The sequence below is a fragment of the Desulfoluna sp. CLI2B genome, from assembly GCF_056847375.1.
Map to the genome: position 1 here is coordinate 5,692,264 of NZ_CP186557.1, position 15,756 is coordinate 5,708,019.

Below are 15,756 nucleotides of genomic sequence, written 5' to 3' on the forward strand. Positions count from 1 at the left end.
CTCCGTAAAACGAGTCTCCTATGGGCAAGGGTGCTGAAAAAAAGCATGCCTCCGGCGGGTCGCTTTTTTGAAAAAAAGCTTCGCAAAAAACTTTCCAAAAGAAGTGACGAATTTCTTTCGGCGAAGCCTGGAATGACTTTCTTAAGACCTGTTTGTCAAACTTTTCAAACGTTTGGCCACCGGCAGGGCCGCCGGAGGCGCTTTTGAACTGATTAGTTACGCATTTTTTTATTATATGGAGCCGATATGACCGACAGACCCCGGGTGGCCTTCAAGCGCCTTGACCCGCAGAAAAACAGCGACGTTCCCTTGCCCCGTTACATGACCGAGGAGGCCGCGGGCATGGATATCCATGCGGCCAACGAAGCCCCCGTGACCCTGGCACCCGGTGCCGTGGCCCTGATCCCCACCGGGTTTTCCATGGCCCTTCCCAAGGGATTTGAGGCCCAGATCCGGCCCCGGAGCGGCCTGGCCGTCAAGCACGGCATCGGTATCGTCAACGCACCGGGCACCATCGACAGCGATTACCGGGGCGAGGTCAAGGTGGCCCTCATTAACTTCGGTGCCGAGCCCTTTGTCATCAATCGCAACGAGCGCATCGCCCAGATGATCGTGACCCGCGTCTGGCAGGCCGAGATCACCGTGGTGGACGACCTCGACGCCACAGAGCGCGGAGACGGCGGCTTCGGACACACCGGCGTATAAGGACCGGCGCAAGATCAAAACAAAAAAACGGTGCCCTCTGTGGTCGTGAAAAGCCTGCCTCCGGCGGGTCGCTTTTTTGAAAAAAAGCTCCGCAAAAAACTTTCCGAAAGGTTAGAACAATCAGAATCGCTGGAATTCATAGCAAAGCTGTTAAGACCTGTTTGGCAAACTTTTCAAAAGTTTGGCCCCCGGCAGGGCCACCGGAGGCATTTTATTCTTTGGGATGACATGAGATGACTGAGATTCAGGAACCGGAAAACTGTTTTTGCCAGCTCGCCAGCGGCAGCAAGGGCAATGCCCTGTACGTAAAGGGGGGCGAGACGGCGGTCTTGTTTGACTGCGGCCTTTCGGGCCGTGAGCTGGAGCGGCGCATGGCCGAGCGGGACCTCGATCCCACGACCCTTTCTGCCGTGGTGGTCTCCCATGAGCACACCGACCATGTGGGGGGCGTGGGGGTGGTGTGCCGCAGGTTCGGGATCCCCCTGTTCATCACCGAGGCCACCCGCACAGGGTCGGTCAAGAAGCTCGGCAAGACCAAAGCCATGGACATTCAGGCCATGGAGTGCGGCAGGCGCTTTTGTGTGGGGGACATGGAGATCCACCCCTTTTCAATCTCCCATGACGCGGCCGATACCTCCGGGTTTCGGGTCACCACCCCGTCCGGTTCGGTCCTGGGCATCGCCACCGACCTGGGCATTGCGGGCCATCTTGTGAAAGAGCACCTGTCAGGTTGCAACGCCCTGATCCTGGAGTCCTACGATATTACTGGGACCTCCTCTACGACAACCCCGGCCCCTGAAACAGCGCGTGCGTAGCCGCGTGGGCCATCTTTCCAACGAAGAGGCCGCCACCCTTTTGGATGCCGTGGACCGGTCCCGGCTCTCCCACCTTGTCCTTGCCCACCTGAGCGAGGAGAACAATACCCCCGATCTTGCCCTTGCCGCCGCCTACAGTGTTCTCAGCGGCAGCAACACCTCCATCTCCGTTGCCAAGCAACACCTGCCCACCCCCGTGATCTCATTTTAGACGCATAAAAAGCCTGCCTCCGGCGGCAAGGTGGGGGCACCTTGAAACCCTGAGGCGAATGCATGGATGCAGCCATTCTACCCGCGTTATCGGGGCATTCGCGTGATGTGTGACATCTGGCAACCGTCTTTACAGGAGAAGCCCATTTCATTCTTCTAAAAACACGCTGAAGAAGTTTAACCGGAATAACTCCGGCGGCAAGGGGCTGAGCTCCTTGACCCCAGTATGCACATGCTCCAAGCCCTCGTTCCTCGGGCTCGTCACATGTGCTGACGGGCTGCGCCCGTATGCTCTGGTCGGTATAGCCATTCAGGGTCACATTGCCCCTGCGAGCCGCCGAAGCCAACGGTAATAGAAGTCAAACATGAATAAAAACGCCGTGTTCTTGATGTGTTTATAATAAACGAATGGTCGTTTGTTTGTAAGTGTCCATAATGGAGGGATGGGTAGTGTGGAGGGCCTATGTTAGACGTGGACGTTTGTGGGATCGGATGCAATGGTCTTGGGCTCTGTTATCATCATACTGCTTCGAAAAAGATATAATAAAAGAACGATCGTTTAGCACTTTCCGATGAAAAGTGTGCCCCCATTGCCATGGGCTGCTAGGAAGTGGGCTGAGCAGGAAGATGTTTTTGGGATAAGCCTATACCCAAGGAATAACGAGATTCCTTTTCTAAGGGTACAAGGTGTGTGGCACAAGCTATGTGAGATAGAGTGTATTTGGGAGAAAAGGATTCGGCCTTGCGCCATCACAATACACAGAAAGATTTGAAAACTTTATCATGAATGAACGATTGTTTATTTGTAACCTACTAATAACCTACCTTTTTCATCTCTTTGTTACCGGTCTGGAACGAGAGGGCGTATTTGGGGAGCTTTCGAATCGTGCAGTCAGGTTATCATCAAAAAATGTCTCGTGTTGCTGATACAGGGGACAACTATGGCGTGGGGCGGGGGCAAAAAAGAAGAGAGGCAAAGGCGGTGCCTTGGATGATGAACGTGGGGACAGAGCCTTCGTGCATCATTCCCTAAGGAGAGCAACATCCTGATACGGACTATTGCCCCTTAATCTTAGCAACACCTTACGGGCGTAGCCCGTCAGCAAATGCGCAGGGCGAGGAACGAGTCCCGGAGCATTTGCGATACTGGGGTGCAGGGGCTGTAGCCCCTGCCCGCCGGAGGCAACTGAATAGGTTTTTTTCTTTTTTCAGGCACGTGGCTTATGCCTCGGGGGCGGCCACGGCGTCCCAGGCGCAGGAGAAGGCGGCTTCGAGGCCGTCGTCGTTCATGGCGATTCCCTCTTTGACGTGCTGCTTGGCCAGCTGGGTGAGGGGGTGGAAGGCAAAGGCCACGAGGAGTTCCATGGGAACCTGCTTAAGGATGCCCTCTTTCTGGCCTCGCTCGATGAGGTGGGTGAAGGGTGCGAAGAAGCCTTTGGCCTCCTCTTCCTCCACGGCATCGGCGATGGGGGCGTTGCAGAACTGTTCGGCAAAGACGAAGTGGTCCGGGTAGGCCAGGTAGTAGGCGTAGAGGTTTTCCCACATGAAGCGGAAGGCGTCCCGGATGTCCAGGTCGTCGTCCAGGCTGTCCAGGATGGCCCGGCTCATCTCCCGTTTGACCTCCACGTAGAGGGTGAGGAGGAGGTGGTCCTTGTTTTCGAAGTAGATGTAGATGGTGGCGGGGGAGACCCCTGCCTCCCTGGCGATTTTGGACATGGAGGTGTGGGCCAGCCCCAGGGTGTTGATCAGCACCATGGCGGCGTTTAAGATGGCCTCTCGTTTGGTTTCGTCTTTGGGTCTCATGGGAGTTTAATAAACGATCATTCATTTAATGTCAAGGGGTGGATATCCCCGGAAGCACTCCATTGTTTCAGGCAGAACGGTTGCGCTATCAGCTGGAATACTGGTTGGTTGTGGCCGGTCAGTCATGCTCGGTTAGTTTGTCTGCCAACCACGGAAACCATGCAAAATCGGGTTATCCACAGGAAAAGGCTTCAGTTGGCTGCCGCACGATGCACGGCGTCCGGGTGGTCGGCGAGGCGCTCTTTTATCTCGATTACCTGGTGAAGGATGCCCATGAACCGGCTGATCAGGTTTGGCTCAAAGAGGTGGCCCGATTCTTTTCGGAGGTAGTCCACTGCCCGGCTGACGTCCCAGGCTTCTTTGTAGGGGCGCCTGGAGGTCAAGGCATCAAAGACATCGGCCACGGCCACGATGCGGCCTTCGATGGGGATGGCTTCGCCCTTGAGTCGGCGGGGGTACCCACTGCCGTCCCAGCGCTCATGGTGGGTGAGGGCAATGGTGCGGGCCATCTGAAGGAGAAGGGAAGGGTTTGGGCCGATGATCTCCGCTCCGATTTTGGGGTGGCGCCTCATGATGCGCCATTCGTCTTCGGTGAGGGCGGTCTGTTTCTGGAGGATACGGTCCGGGATGCCGATTTTCCCGATGTCGTGCATGGGGGCGGCATTGTACAGGCGATTGACCTCCACTTCGGGCAGGCCGATGGCCTGGCCGAGCAGCCGGGCATAGTGGCTCATGCGCAGGATGTGGAGCCCGGTTTCGTCGTCTTTGTACTCCGAGGCCCTTCCCAGCCGCTGGATGATTTCAAGGCGGGTGTTGTTGAGCTCCTTGGTGCGCTCCTTGACCTTGGCGTCCAGGGTGCGGTTCTGGTTGTAGAGGGCCAGGTGGGTGGCGATGCGCGCTTTGAGGATGGCAGGGCTGATGGGCTTGGTGATGTAATCGGCGGCACCCATTTCCAGGCCCGTGGTTTCGTCTTCGATGTCGGTCATGGCGGTGACGAAGATAACGGGGATATTCCGGGTCCTGGGGTCCTTTTTCAGGGCGGCACATGTCTGGTAGCCGCTCATCTCCGGCATCATCACATCAAGAAGGATGAGGTCCGGCAGGCTGCCTGTGGCCAGGGCCATGGCTTTAAACCCGTTTTCGGCAAACATCAGCCGGTAGTGATCTTTGAGGATATGTTTGATGACCTCTCGGTTGATGGGCTCATCATCCACGGTCAAAATGGTCCATTTTTCCACGGAAGGTCTCCTGGTAAGGATGGGTTGTCCGGGCAACGGGTGCAATGGGTCACGCCTTGTCGCCCCATTTGTTGAGAACCCAGAGCAGGTGTTTTTTGATGCCCATGAAGGCCTTGACCAGGGCCGGGTCAAAGTGGCCGCCGGATTCGTCGGCAATATGGGCCATGGCTTTTTCCACGGGCCATGCCTCCTTGTACGGGCGCTTGCTGGTGAGGGCATCAAAGACATCGGCCAGGGCCACGATGCGTCCTTCAAAGGGAATCGCCTCGCCGGCAAGGCCTCCGGGGTACCCTGAGCCGTTCCATTTTTCATGGTGGGTCAGGGCAATGGTGCGGGCGTACTTCAGGAGTTCGGAGTCGTCCTCGCCGATGATTTCCGCTCCGATGGCGGGGTGTCGTTTCATGATGACCCATTCTTCGGCTGTGAGGGGGCCTGGTTTCTGGAGGATGTTGTCGGGGATGCCGATTTTTCCCACATCGTGCATGGGGGCGGCCGTGAAGAGGCGCTGTGCCTCCTCCTGGGAGAGACCGGCGGCCAGGGCGATCATCCGGGAGTAGTGGCTCATGCGGATAATGTGGGCTCCGGTTTCGTCGTCCTTGTATTCCGAGGCCCGTCCAAGGCGCTGGATAACCTTCAACCGGCTGGAGTGGAGGTCCCGGGTACGGCGGGCCACGGCATGTTCGAGTTCCCGGTTCTGGTCATAGAGTGCCAGGTGGGTGTTGACCCGGGCCTTGAGGATGGGGGGGCTGATGGGTTTGGTGATGTAGTCCACGGCCCCGAGCTGCAGCCCTTTTTTTTCGTCCTCCACATCCCCCATGGCCGTGACGAAGATAATGGGGATACGCCGGGTCCTGGGGTCTGCCTTGAGGTTTTGGCACAGGTCGTACCCGTTGAGGTCCGGCATCATCACGTCCAGGAGCAGAAGGTCCGGCCGATGCTTGTATGCCGCATGGAGCCCCTCCCGCCCGCTGGTGGAAAAGGCCAGGTCGTAGTGGTCTTTGAGGATGAGCCGGATGATCTGAAGATTACCGGGCTCGTCGTCCACCGCGAGTATTTTATGTTTTTGCGCCATGGGCTTCCCCGTTTAAGTAAATGTTCATGTCTCGGGCTGTTTTCCTGGCCTCTTCCTCTGCTCCTCGGAAGTCAAACAGGTCCACCCTGTCCTGGATGGTTTGGGTGTGTGCCTCGGAGATACAGGCGACAGTCGGTTCCAGAAGGGGGGCCACCCGGTCCGGGTTGTCGGTTTCCAGAGCGTTGAACAGCTCGGCAAACCAGGTTGCCGCTTCCTCCGGGGAGCGCTCGGGGTGGGCCGCGGTGGGGGCCTTCCGGTCCGGAAGTGTCAGGGCCTGGGCCAACCGTTGGAACGCGCCGTGGAGGGTGAGGAGAAGAGGACGCGTTTTATGGCTTTCGTCGGGGCCCGGCAAGGGGGTGAGGGCCTGGCAGGCCCTGTGAACCTCGGTCATGCAGAGGTTGGCCGACGCCCCCTTGATGGCATGGAGTTTCTGGTGGATGCCATCTGTGCCTCCTTTCTCTACGGCTCGGAGCATGGCCTGAGGGGTTGCTTTGAATTTCTGTACGAATGACGAGAGGGCTTTGAGGTATACGGCCCGGTCTCCCCAGGTGGTCATGGCCTTTTGCATGTCGACCCCTGCAATTCTCGGCCATGTGCCGCCGGAGCCGTCAGTGGGCTCGGGGGCGGTCAGTGGGGAGAGGCCTTCACGGGGGAGGGTGGCTTCCATGGCGGCAAAGAGGTGCGAGAAGTCGATGGGCTTGGTGACCACTTCATCCATGCCCGCGTCCAGGCACTCCTTGACATCCTGTTTCCCGGCGCTGGCCGTGAGCCCGATGATGGGGATGGTTCGGGGAGCCTTGCCGGAATCGCCGTAGCGGATTCTGCGGGTGGCCTCCAGGCCGTCCATTTCCGGCATGTGAACGTCCATGAGGATCAGGTCAAAGGGCGTCTCGGCAAGGGCCCTGAGAACCTCCTGCCCGTTGGCAACCGACACGGCCCCGTGCCCCTGCTGCTCCAGGCGGATCATGATGAGCTTGGCGTTTTCATCGATGTCTTCTGCCACGAGGACGGAAAGGGCCGCCGGCACAGAGGCGTGGGGTTGCGGCGGGGCCTGGTGGGGTGCTGCGGCCTCCGGCAGGGCGATGGTCAGGTGAAAGGTGCTTCCCTTGCCCACCTCGCTTTTGACCCAGATGGTTCCGCCCATGAGTTCGGTGAGCTGTTTGGCAATGGCGGTCCCCAGGCCGGTGCCGCCGTATCGTCGGGTGGTGGAGTCATCGGCCTGGGCAAAGGGCTCAAAGATACGTTTCAGCTGGTCTTCGGGAATGCCGATGCCCGTGTCGTTGATGGCAAAATGGATGTCCGTGCCGGTGAGGGACTCCACATGGATGGTGATACCCCCCTTGTGGGTGAACTTGACGGCGTTGGAGAGGAGGTTGAAGAGCACCTGCCTGAGCCGCATGGGATCCCCTGAGCAGTATCGTGGCATGGGCGTGTCCATGTATAACCGCAGGTAGAGCCCCTTTTCCCGGGCGGCTGCCGCCATGGTCTGGGAGATGTCCCGCAACAGGGCGGTGAGATCAAAGGGGGTGAACTCCAGCTCCATGCGGTTTCCTTCGAGCTTGGAGATGTCGAGGATGTCGTCCAGAAGCCCCAAAAGGCTCCAGGAGGAGCGGTGGGCGACCTCCAGGTAACTCCGAAGCTCTGTTGGCAAGTCGTCTTTTTCCAGGGCCAGGGCCAGAAAGCCCAGCAAGGCGTTCATGGGGGTGCGGATTTCATGGCTCATGTTGGAGATAAAGTTGGATTTTGCCCTGTTGGCGGCTTCGGCCTTTTCCATGGCGATTTCCAGGTCCTTGGTACGCTCATGGATCATGACACGCAGGTTGTCCCGATGTTTCATCAGTTCCGCGTCTGCGCTTTTCTGCTGGGTGATCTCAAGGATCGACCCAACAAACAGGGGCTCTTCGGTTTGCTTCATCTCCGAGACCGCGAGCCAGATGGGAAAGACCTCGCCGTTTTTTCGCCTGCCCTTGACCTGCTGTTCGATGCCGATGGCTCTTTTTTCTCCGGACTGGAGGTAGCGCCGTATGAATCGGTCGTGCTCCCTTCGGTAAGGCCGGGGCATGAGGATGCGGATGTTTTGCCCAAGGACATCCTTGGATGCGTATCCGAACATCTGTTCCGCCGCCTGATTGAGGGATCGCAGGGTCCCGGCGTGATCGATGGTGATGAGGCCGGCCGCTGCGTTGTTGATGATGGCCGAAAGGCGCAGCTGGTTTTCGGTGCCCTTTTGTTCCCGCTGCGCAAGGCGGGTCTTCATGGTGTCAAAGGCGTGGGTCACCAGGCCGATTTCATCGCCTGTGGCCCCCGGAAGGGCGACGTTAAAATCGGCGCGTGCGATGTGGTGTGCCGCAACACCCAAGCGGTTCAAGGGGCGGGTAATCCGCCGGGTCGTGTACAGGAGCAGTGCCATGGTAAGGATGCCGGGCAGGGCAATGAGCAAAAGGCCCATGCGGGCGGCGGCCTGGGTGCGCTTTGCGGTGAGGGCTTTGACATTGGCGCCGAGGCGCAGGGTGGCAATCTCCACCATGCCGTGGGTGATGGTGGCTTCGAACCAGGTCAGGGGCGTGGTTTCAGGGGGCTCTGGCGTGGGGGGATAGACCTGTTTTCCCCGGGCGTCGGTCAGGATGATGCGGCTCCAGACCGGAGAGGTCTCAAGGGTGTGCTCCAGGGCCCCTACGAGGCCCCCCGGCGGGGCGGAGAGGATGCCGGGCCGCATGGCCTCGGCAAGAAGGGCGACCTCGGCCTCCCCCAGGGTGATCAGGTCGGACTCGACCCGCCGGGTGTACGCCGGGAGCCACCATGCGAGATATGCGCCGAGGAGGGTGGCCGTAAACAAGGCCATAAAAAGCGTCAGTTTAAGGCGAAGGCTCATGGCAGGTTTCCTTTGGGCGGCGGCGCATGGGCACAGGAGCCGCAAGGGAAGGGATGGTGCCGGTCTTTTTGGGTCGGGGTGTGCGATGGCGAAGAGGGCCTGCAGGGAGACTCCGGTTCCGGGGTGACGGGGCGGGGCAGGCATCGCAGGGGGTGTTTTCAATGAATCAGTATACCACAGATAAGGAGCGGCCATAAAGGGGTGAGAAAATCTGCATTGAAACCCGGAAAGAGCCTGTGTAGAGTGCAGAAGGCTCTTATCTCGGCCCGGTAAGGGTGTGCCCGCAGGGGAGCCGCAGACACGCGACAGGATTTGTGTGCCGAATCCTCCGGGCCGAAGGGCTCAGGGCAAGGCGCTTTTTAACAAGTGACGCTGGAGAGAATCGCTTATGGACACCTATGCCATTGTTCGTCCCGAACACCTCAATCACCACGGCTATCTTTTTGGAGGGGCCCTGCTTAAATGGATCGATGAATACGCATGGCTTGTTGCGTCCCGGGATTTTCCCGGCTGCACCCTGGTGACCATCGGCATGGACGATATCGTATTCAAGCAGAGGGTGATCAGCGGGGCCATCCTGAGGTTTCAGATCGAGCCGGTGAAAAAGGGGGGCTCTTCGGTGAGGTACGGGGTGGAGGTCTTCTCCGACGAGCCCGGTGCCACGGATGAGAGGCATGTGTTTTCCACCACCATCACCTTTGTCAGGCTGGACGAGCAGGGGAAAAAGTGTGACCTCCCCGCCGAGGTGCGGTACCGGTCCCTTGCCGGAGGGACCCTGACCGCCTGATCTGCACCCCAAGGGCTGCGGATGGCCCGTGCCCTTTTATGTTACGGGAGTGTTCATGATTTTTCTTGTTGCAGCGCTTCTTATCCTGGTGATTCTCTTCGGCCCCCAGGCCTGGGCACGATACATCCTTGCCCGTTACAATCGGGAGGCCTATTTTTCGGGCACCGGGCTGGATTTTGCCCGTCTTCTGATCAAGGACCTGGGGCTGAAGGAGGTGCGGGCCGAGGTCTCCCTGCTGGGCGACCATTACGACCCCGGGCAAAAGTGCGTGGGGTTGCGGCCGGCCTTTGCCCAGGGCAGGACCCTTTCCGCCGTGGTGGTGGCCGCCCATGAAGTGGCCCATGCCCTCCAGCACGCCCGGGGGTACCCCCCTTTTTTTGCCCGGGGGCGTCTCATCAAGCTGTCGGAGGCCGTGGACCGATGCGGCACCCTGATCTTTATCGTTTTTCCCCTTGTGGGCGTGGTGCTCAAGGCTCCCATCATGGGTCGCCTGATCCTGGTGGGAGCAGGAATTCTGCTCATCACGCCGGTGCTGGTCCACCTGGTCACCCTGCCCGTGGAGCTGGACGCCAGCTTCCGCCGCGCCCTGCCCCTGCTTAAATCGGGTCCCTACATCCCTGAAGAGGACCTTCCCGCCGCCCGACGAATCCTTGTGGCCTGTTCCCTTACCTATGTGGCTGCGGCCCTGGCCGGTTTTTTCAATGTCTGGCGCTGGGCCCGGGTGCTGCGTCGCTGAAGGGTGACCGGCTAGGCCAACGCGTTTAGATTTTTGCCTCCGGCGGCCCTGCCGGGGGCAAAACTTTTGAAACGTTTGACAAACAGGCTTTATCTCTTTGGTGTACACAGCAACCTTGCATAGCTCCTTGATTACCGGAACGTTTTCGCGGAGCTTTTTTCAAAAAGCGACCCGCCTGAGGCCACCGAATTGTTACATGCGTTTGCCCTGGGGGACCGGTTGTACGGCATTGCCATTCCCCGCAGGTTCGATTATCGTGTCGCCGTGCCCGGTGTGTAGCGGGTGTTTTTTTATATAAGGACGGATGGGGTAAGATGGGCGAAGCAGAGATGAGGGCACCAGGCATGGTGGGGCACGGCAACGGACGTGTCGCTGGCAGTGGCTCGGAACATGTGAATAAAGGATGTGGGGCTGCCATGCCCGGAGCTGCGAGTCGGGCGGCGCTGCTGCTGGTTGCCGTCCTGGCCCTTGCTGCGGTGGTGACCTGCGGGGCGTGGGTTTCCGCCATCGGGATGTCTGCGTTTTCCCTGGGGCGCGGAGCCATGGTGCTCATGCTTGCCCTTCCCTGTGTCGTGGGGCTGGCCCTACCCGTGGCCGTTTGGCGAAAAGGCCCAACCGGAGTTCTGTGGGAAAGGCAACCTGGGACGCTGGCGCAGTTCGGCCGGGTCGACACGGTGGTTTTCTCCAGCAGCCGAATGCTGACCCGGGGGCGGCCCCGGGTGATCCATGCGGTGCCCATGAACGGTGAGACCGAATCCCGGCTGGTGCGCCTTGCCGATGCAGCGGAAGCAGATTCAGAGCACCCCCTGGCAAAGGCCGTTGCGCTGTACGCCGAGCGGGTGGGTAACTTCCGAAGCCGGGGAACCGATTTTAAACCCCACGGCGAAGGGGTGGAGGCGGTGGTGGACGGCCGGATCGTCCGGGTGGGCAAGGCCAGCTGGCTGGTGTCCCACGGGGTCTGCTTTCACCACGAAGGGGAGGTGCTGGACGCCCTGGAAGCCGACGGGAACACCACCCTGGTGGTGGCATCCGAAAAAACGGTTCGCGATTCTGCCGTTCCGACCCCATGGACATGGCCGAGGCCGCGGTGGCCTCCTTGAAACAGATGGGGCTCACCGTGCTGTTTCTGACCGGGGCACCTGCCGCCTCCGCCGGTGTCCTGGCTACGCAACTGGGCATGGACGGGGTGCTGGCCGATTTGCCTGCCGGGGAGAAGGGCGGGGCCGTGGCTGCCCTGCGTGGCCGGGGAAAATATCTCTGCGTGGTGGGGGACGGCCCGGAAGACGCTCCGGCCATGGCGGAAGCCGACCTGGCTGTGGACCAGGACAACCCACCCCATGGCGCCCCGGAGGACGCTTTCTTGCCTCTGGTCCATGCCCTGGGCGCGGGGCGCTCTTTTCTTGGAACCCTGTATCGAAATCTGTTTTTTTCCGCTTTTTTCGCTCTTCTTTTGTTTCCTTCTGCCGCAGGCCTCTGCCGGGATCTTACCCGGCTTCCCGGGGTGTTGCGGGATCCCAGCCTCTCACCAATCTGGGGGCGTTTTATAGCCTGGGCCTGTCTTATCGTGGTGGTGAGCAGTCTCTACACAAAAAGGAAAGGCCAACGCATTTAGGCTTTTGCCTTTTTGATACGTCGGGTCTTAGACTAATCGCTGGCCGGTGTTGCCGGGGCCACCAGCCTGAAGCCCACGTCGGGGAAGGTATCGTTTCCGTTGGCTTTGGGGTGCATGGCGGGGCGTGCAAGGACGGGCTCAGCGGCCACGTCCCCTTCGGCCAGGACCCACTCGGTCATCACCGGTGTACCCACGCCTCGGATGCCGAAGGTGTTGGGCTTAAAGACAAGCACGGGGAAGGGAAAGGGGAGGCGCTCCGGTGTGGTATCGTCGGCCGGAGGCACCGCTGCTGCCGTCTCCCACTGGTCCAAGGTGGGAAGGGCCTTGTCGTAGAACTCGGCATAGGCAAGGGCCGCGTATCCCGAGATGTTGACCACGGGGCAGGCGGCGCTGTCTCCGCTTACCAGAACAAACTGTCCCTTTTTAAAGGTAATGGGGGCCTGGTGGTCGGACGTCCCCGGAGGCGGGGGGAGATGCTGTTTTTTCATGAGCATCCAGAGCCTGCCGTCTCCCATGACCCGGTTGCCGTCCACGGTGACCCGTGCCCTGGGCTGCTGGTTCAAAAAGGCGATGAACTGGAGATTGGTGACCTGGGTTTCCGACATGTAAAAGGGGGCCGGGGCTCCCTCTTCGGCCCGGGGCGGGCTGATGCGAAACATGGTGGTGTTGTTCTCCGCCAGGAGGGGCTGGCCCCCCGGAGGCTCGCCGGGCGTTCCGCCGCCAGGTGATTCGCCGGTTCCGGGCCGGAGAAGTGCCAGACACAAGGATGGCACACAGCAGCGCAACAAGGCAGAGGATGGCCCATCTGTATAGGGCGGGCACCGTTTTTTTCGGTGAAGCCGTGGCCGGGCTGCCCGTGAGGGAGAGGGCCCCTGTGAGCCTGCTGCTCAGCTCCGCCACCGTGGCGGTGCGCTCTTCCGGGGCCTCGGCCGTGGCCGAGGCGATGATCCGGTGGATCTCTTCAAAAAAGGGGGACTCCGGGGACGGGAGCCCTGCCTGTTTGAAGGTGAGGGACCTTAAGGCTTCGGGCCCGGCCATGGCCTCAAAGAGGATTTTGCCCAGGGCGTAAACATCGGACAGGTGGGTGGTCCGGCGGACATCGGCCATGTGCTCCGGAGACATGTACTGCAGGGTGCCCAGCATATCCATGGTGTGGGTGAGGCCCTGCCACTTTCCCGAGCGGGCCAGGCCGAAATCGGAGATCTTCGGGGTGGCCCCGTCCATGAGGATGTTTTCGGGCTTCAGGTCCCTGTGGACGATGCCCCCGGCATGTATGGCCTCCACCCCTTCCAGAAGGGGCAGAAAGGTGTGTCGGATCCACCGGGCCGCCGATTCGTCTTCCGGGTCGAAACCGCTTTCCGTCATGGTGTCCCGCAGGGTGGCCCCGGGCACAAACTCCATGGCGATGAATTCCAAGGCCTCCTTGCCGTCCGGCGGTGTAAAGAGGCCGTGGTCATAGACCTGGATGACGCAGGGGTGCCGGATGGAGGCCATGGCTTCCACCTCCCGCCTGAAGCGCTTAAGGGCCGTATCCAGCTCTTCATCGTCCCCCTGGAACGAGAGGAGCCACTCCCTGGAGATGACCTTGATGGCCACGTCGCGTTTGAGGTTGACCTGATGGGCCCTGTACACCTCGCCCATGCCGCCTTTGGCGACAAACTCGAGGACGATCCACTTGTCGTGGATGACCGTGCCGATGGGGAGATTGGGGGTGTCCTGGGACGGTGTGTTTGTCATGGTCAGGGTCTCTTGGTCGGTCTTTGAGGGGCTGTGAAAGGGGTGCCTTGGAAAACACATGTGTGCTTTACGGTAACACGTTGTCAGAATAGGTGCTGCGGGTCAAGGGTTTTGGAACAGGGCAAACGCATTTAGATTTTGCCCCCGGCGGCCCTGCCGGGGGCAAAATTTTTGAAACGTTTGAGAAACAGGTTTCATTTTTTCGCTTACCAAGGCACGTCCCTTCAGCCCCGCAGGTAATCCTAAGGGACGTGTTTTAATTCCCGGGAAGTTTTTGTGTGCTTTTTTCAAAAAGCGCCACCGGAGACAAAAAAGGCGGCCCCTGTAACGGGCCGCCCTTTTTCGTGTTTAGACAGATCTCGCCTCAGGGTAGATCGGCGTCCCCTGACGCCCTTGAAGCCGAAGAAGGCCAGGGCACGGTAGCCTGCGGTGATGAGGCCGATGGAGGTGTCCCGCAAGGGGCGGTACTTGGTCAGCCACCCCACGCTCCCGGACCCCTGCAAAAAGGACCAGGGCCAGGCCGAAGCCTGTGGCGTAGCAGAACGAAGAGATCAGGGCCTGCATGAAGGTGTACTCTTCGTTGATGTTGATGAAGGGGTACACCCCGATTACCGCACAGTTGGTGGTAATAAGGGGCAAAAAGATGCCGAGGCCCGCGTACAGGGAGGGCATGCTCTTTTTAAGGAACATCTCCACGAACTGCACCAGGGAGGCGATGATGAGGATGAAGGCCACGGTCCTTAAGAACTGAAGGTCCAGGGGCTTCAAAATCGCCGCTTCCACCGTCCAGGTGGTGATACCCGCCATCACGAGAACGAAGATGACGGCCATGCTCATGCCCACGGCGGTGTCCATGCTCTTGGAGGTTCCCAGGAAGGGGCAGGCCCCCAGGTTCTGGGTGAGCATGATGTTGTTGACGAAGATACAGCTGATGGCCAGCAAAATGTATTCGGTCATGGTGTCTCGCCCTCCTTTCTATTTCGACGATGCGATGTTCATGAGGCAGAGGAGAATGCCCAGCCCGATGAACGCGCCGGGGGCCTCAACCATGAAGGTGAAGGGCTGGAAGGCGTCTCCGAAAACGCTGTGCCCCAGAAAGGTCCCTGCACCGAGCACTTCGCGGAAGGTACCCAACACAGCCAGGGAGAGGGTGAATCCCAGGCCGATGCCCAGGCCGTCGGCCAGGGAGTGGGCGACATTCGTCGGCAGGCAAAGGCTTCGGCGCGCGGCCCAGTAACGAGCCCAGCGGCACGGTATCGACGAGGGCGATCCCCAGCTTCAGGTAGAAGGGGGTAGGCAAAGGCCTGCATGAGAAACTCCACCACGGTCACGAAGGTGGCGACGATGGTGATGAAGCAGGCGATGCGGATCTTTGAGGGGATGAAGCTGTTCCCAGATGGAGATCAGCAGGGTCGGAGTAGACCAGCACGAAGGTGGTGGCGATGCCCATGCCGATGCCGTTCTCCACGGACCGGGTGACGGCCAGGACCGGGCAGAGGCCCAGCACCAGGCGAAATGGGGGGATCTCTTCCCAGAGACCCTTGACGAACTCCTGGGATAATGACTTGGCCATCAGTTGCTCCCTCCTTCAGACGCGAGGTTGTCCATGCGTTTTACCAGCTCCGGCTTCAGGCGCGTGTAGAGGGCGCCTGCTTCGTTGACGGCCACGCACACGGCACGGCTGGTGATGGTGGCGCCGGAGATGGCGTCGATGTCGCCGCCGTCCTTGCTCACCGAGGCGGTCTGGTCGATGCCGGTTCCTTCGAACTGGGCGACCAGCGAGGGGTCCTCCGCCAGCCGAAACCCGGGGTTGCTGTAGATGGTAACCCCGCTGCCGACGATGGTGTCGTTGTCGATGTCAAAGGCCACCAGCAGCCCCACGGGGCCGGAGAACCCCTTGCCGAAGGCTTCGAGGGTTACGATGTTCTGATCGCCGATCTTGGCGGGGAAGATGGTGTGGGACACTTCGCCGTCTTTGACCTTGAAACGATCGGCCATGGGGTCATTGTCCGCATCCGCCAGGATGGTTCGAATGACCGGTTCCTTTTGAAATTTGAGTTGCTGGTACTCGATGCGGTCCATCGTCAGGGTTCGGACCCCGGCCAGCACCCCGCCCGAGACGGAGGTGAGGACGGCGAGAACCAGTACCATCTTAAACATATCGTTCAT

Annotated in this window: 15 protein-coding genes and 3 pseudogenes; 7 read left to right on the forward strand and 11 right to left on the reverse strand. The window is 59.9% G+C overall.

The window, feature by feature from the left end; all coding sequences use genetic code 11:
* The first annotated feature begins 246 nt into the window (after positions 1 to 246).
* The 3 genes from dut to ACOYW2_RS26420 all read left to right on the forward strand — a co-directional run bounded on the left by dut (position 247) and on the right by ACOYW2_RS26420 (position 1,731).
* Entirely contained in the window at positions 247 to 705 is a 459-nt protein-coding gene (gene dut / locus ACOYW2_RS26410; protein ID WP_482768502.1) for a dUTP diphosphatase, read from the forward strand.
* 233 nt (positions 706 to 938) lie between these two features.
* Positions 939 to 1,520 (forward strand): MBL fold metallo-hydrolase, encoded by a 582-nt coding sequence (locus ACOYW2_RS26415; protein ID WP_482768503.1) that lies wholly within the window; start codon positions 939 to 941, stop codon positions 1,518 to 1,520.
* Entirely contained in the window at positions 1,513 to 1,731 is a 219-nt protein-coding gene (locus ACOYW2_RS26420) for a hypothetical protein (protein ID WP_482768504.1), read from the forward strand. The genes ACOYW2_RS26415 and ACOYW2_RS26420 overlap by 8 nt, the downstream gene beginning before the upstream one ends.
* A gap of 1,220 nt (positions 1,732 to 2,951) precedes the next feature.
* Here ACOYW2_RS26420 and ACOYW2_RS26425 read toward each other — a convergent pair.
* The 4 genes from ACOYW2_RS26425 to ACOYW2_RS26440 all read right to left on the reverse strand — a co-directional run bounded on the left by ACOYW2_RS26425 (position 2,952) and on the right by ACOYW2_RS26440 (position 8,715).
* A complete protein-coding gene (locus tag ACOYW2_RS26425; RefSeq protein WP_482768505.1) occupies positions 2,952 to 3,533 on the reverse strand; it encodes a TetR/AcrR family transcriptional regulator in 582 nt (193 codons plus the stop codon).
* 191 nt (positions 3,534 to 3,724) lie between these two features.
* A complete protein-coding gene (locus ACOYW2_RS26430; protein WP_482418754.1) occupies positions 3,725 to 4,771 on the reverse strand; it encodes an HD-GYP domain-containing protein in 1,047 nt (348 codons plus the stop codon).
* Positions 4,772 to 4,820: 49 nt separating this feature from the next.
* Positions 4,821 to 5,843, reverse strand: coding sequence for an HD domain-containing phosphohydrolase (locus ACOYW2_RS26435; protein ID WP_482418755.1), 1,023 nt, complete (start codon positions 5,841 to 5,843; stop codon positions 4,821 to 4,823).
* Complete coding sequence (locus ACOYW2_RS26440) at positions 5,827 to 8,715, reverse strand: ATP-binding protein (protein WP_482768506.1); 2,889 nt, start codon at positions 8,713 to 8,715, stop codon at positions 5,827 to 5,829. The genes ACOYW2_RS26435 and ACOYW2_RS26440 overlap by 17 nt, the downstream gene beginning before the upstream one ends.
* Positions 8,716 to 9,103: 388 nt before the next feature.
* Between ACOYW2_RS26440 and ACOYW2_RS26445 the strand changes: the two genes are divergently transcribed.
* From ACOYW2_RS26445 to ACOYW2_RS26460, 4 genes are all read left to right on the forward strand, one after another.
* On the forward strand, positions 9,104 to 9,502 hold the full coding sequence (locus ACOYW2_RS26445) for an acyl-CoA thioesterase (RefSeq protein ID WP_482418757.1): 399 nt from the start codon (positions 9,104 to 9,106) through the stop codon (positions 9,500 to 9,502).
* A 55-nt stretch (positions 9,503 to 9,557) separates the two neighbouring features.
* Positions 9,558 to 10,238 (forward strand): zinc metallopeptidase, encoded by a 681-nt coding sequence (locus ACOYW2_RS26450; RefSeq protein ID WP_482420665.1) that lies wholly within the window; start codon positions 9,558 to 9,560, stop codon positions 10,236 to 10,238.
* A 416-nt stretch (positions 10,239 to 10,654) separates the two neighbouring features.
* Complete coding sequence (locus tag ACOYW2_RS26455; RefSeq protein ID WP_482768507.1) at positions 10,655 to 11,338, forward strand: hypothetical protein; 684 nt, start codon at positions 10,655 to 10,657, stop codon at positions 11,336 to 11,338.
* 5 nt (positions 11,339 to 11,343) lie between these two features.
* Positions 11,344 to 11,850 (forward strand): hypothetical protein, encoded by a 507-nt coding sequence (locus tag ACOYW2_RS26460; protein WP_482771089.1) that lies wholly within the window; start codon positions 11,344 to 11,346, stop codon positions 11,848 to 11,850.
* Positions 11,851 to 11,882: 32 nt separating this feature from the next.
* Here ACOYW2_RS26460 and ACOYW2_RS26465 read toward each other — a convergent pair whose 3' ends face one another.
* The 7 genes and pseudogenes from ACOYW2_RS26465 to ACOYW2_RS26495 all read right to left on the reverse strand — a co-directional run bounded on the left by ACOYW2_RS26465 (position 11,883) and on the right by ACOYW2_RS26495 (position 15,756).
* Positions 11,883 to 12,509 carry an SUMF1/EgtB/PvdO family nonheme iron enzyme gene (locus ACOYW2_RS26465; RefSeq protein WP_482768508.1) on the reverse strand — a complete coding sequence of 209 codons (627 nt, stop codon included), beginning with the start codon at positions 12,507 to 12,509 and terminating at the stop codon, positions 11,883 to 11,885.
* A 361-nt stretch (positions 12,510 to 12,870) separates the two neighbouring features.
* Positions 12,871 to 13,647 (reverse strand): annotated as a pseudogene (locus ACOYW2_RS26470) (serine/threonine-protein kinase); the annotation flags it as partial.
* A 288-nt stretch (positions 13,648 to 13,935) separates the two neighbouring features.
* Positions 13,936 to 14,544 carry an electron transport complex protein RnfA gene (locus ACOYW2_RS26475; RefSeq protein ID WP_482768509.1) on the reverse strand — a complete coding sequence of 203 codons (609 nt, stop codon included), beginning with the start codon at positions 14,542 to 14,544 and terminating at the stop codon, positions 13,936 to 13,938.
* 18 nt (positions 14,545 to 14,562) lie between these two features.
* Positions 14,563 to 14,844 carry an Rnf-Nqr domain containing protein gene (locus ACOYW2_RS26480; protein ID WP_482771090.1) on the reverse strand — a complete coding sequence of 94 codons (282 nt, stop codon included), beginning with the start codon at positions 14,842 to 14,844 and terminating at the stop codon, positions 14,563 to 14,565.
* Positions 14,845 to 14,921: 77 nt separating this feature from the next.
* A pseudogene (locus ACOYW2_RS26485) lies at positions 14,922 to 14,969 on the reverse strand (hypothetical protein); the annotation flags it as partial.
* Between the two features lie 86 nt (positions 14,970 to 15,055).
* Positions 15,056 to 15,160 (reverse strand): annotated as a pseudogene (locus ACOYW2_RS26490) (Rnf-Nqr domain containing protein); the annotation flags it as partial.
* A complete protein-coding gene (locus ACOYW2_RS26495; protein ID WP_482768510.1) occupies positions 15,160 to 15,756 on the reverse strand; it encodes an RnfABCDGE type electron transport complex subunit G in 597 nt (198 codons plus the stop codon). The pseudogene ACOYW2_RS26490 and the gene ACOYW2_RS26495, both read right to left, overlap by 1 nt.

Excerpts from the sequence above, each read along its gene's own strand:
- dut (WP_482768502.1), top strand. The coding sequence starts at position 247 with ATGACCGACAGACCCCGGGTGGCCTTCAAGCGCCTTGACCCGCAGAAA.
- ACOYW2_RS26415 (WP_482768503.1), top strand. The coding sequence starts at position 939 with ATGACTGAGATTCAGGAACCGGAAAACTGTTTTTGCCAGCTCGCCAGC.
- ACOYW2_RS26425 (WP_482768505.1), bottom strand. The coding sequence starts at position 3,533 with ATGAGACCCAAAGACGAAACCAAACGAGAGGCCATCTTAAACGCCGCC.
- ACOYW2_RS26435 (WP_482418755.1), bottom strand. The coding sequence starts at position 5,843 with ATGGCGCAAAAACATAAAATACTCGCGGTGGACGACGAGCCCGGTAAT.
- ACOYW2_RS26440 (WP_482768506.1), bottom strand. The coding sequence starts at position 8,715 with ATGAGCCTTCGCCTTAAACTGACGCTTTTTATGGCCTTGTTTACGGCC.
- ACOYW2_RS26445 (WP_482418757.1), top strand. The coding sequence starts at position 9,104 with ATGGACACCTATGCCATTGTTCGTCCCGAACACCTCAATCACCACGGC.
- ACOYW2_RS26450 (WP_482420665.1), top strand. The coding sequence starts at position 9,558 with ATGATTTTTCTTGTTGCAGCGCTTCTTATCCTGGTGATTCTCTTCGGC.
- ACOYW2_RS26455 (WP_482768507.1), top strand. The coding sequence starts at position 10,655 with ATGCCCGGAGCTGCGAGTCGGGCGGCGCTGCTGCTGGTTGCCGTCCTG.
- ACOYW2_RS26460 (WP_482771089.1), top strand. The coding sequence starts at position 11,344 with ATGGGGCTCACCGTGCTGTTTCTGACCGGGGCACCTGCCGCCTCCGCC.
- ACOYW2_RS26465 (WP_482768508.1), bottom strand. The coding sequence starts at position 12,509 with ATGTTTCGCATCAGCCCGCCCCGGGCCGAAGAGGGAGCCCCGGCCCCC.
- ACOYW2_RS26475 (WP_482768509.1), bottom strand. The coding sequence starts at position 14,544 with ATGACCGAATACATTTTGCTGGCCATCAGCTGTATCTTCGTCAACAAC.
- ACOYW2_RS26495 (WP_482768510.1), bottom strand. The coding sequence starts at position 15,756 with ATGAACGATATGTTTAAGATGGTACTGGTTCTCGCCGTCCTCACCTCC.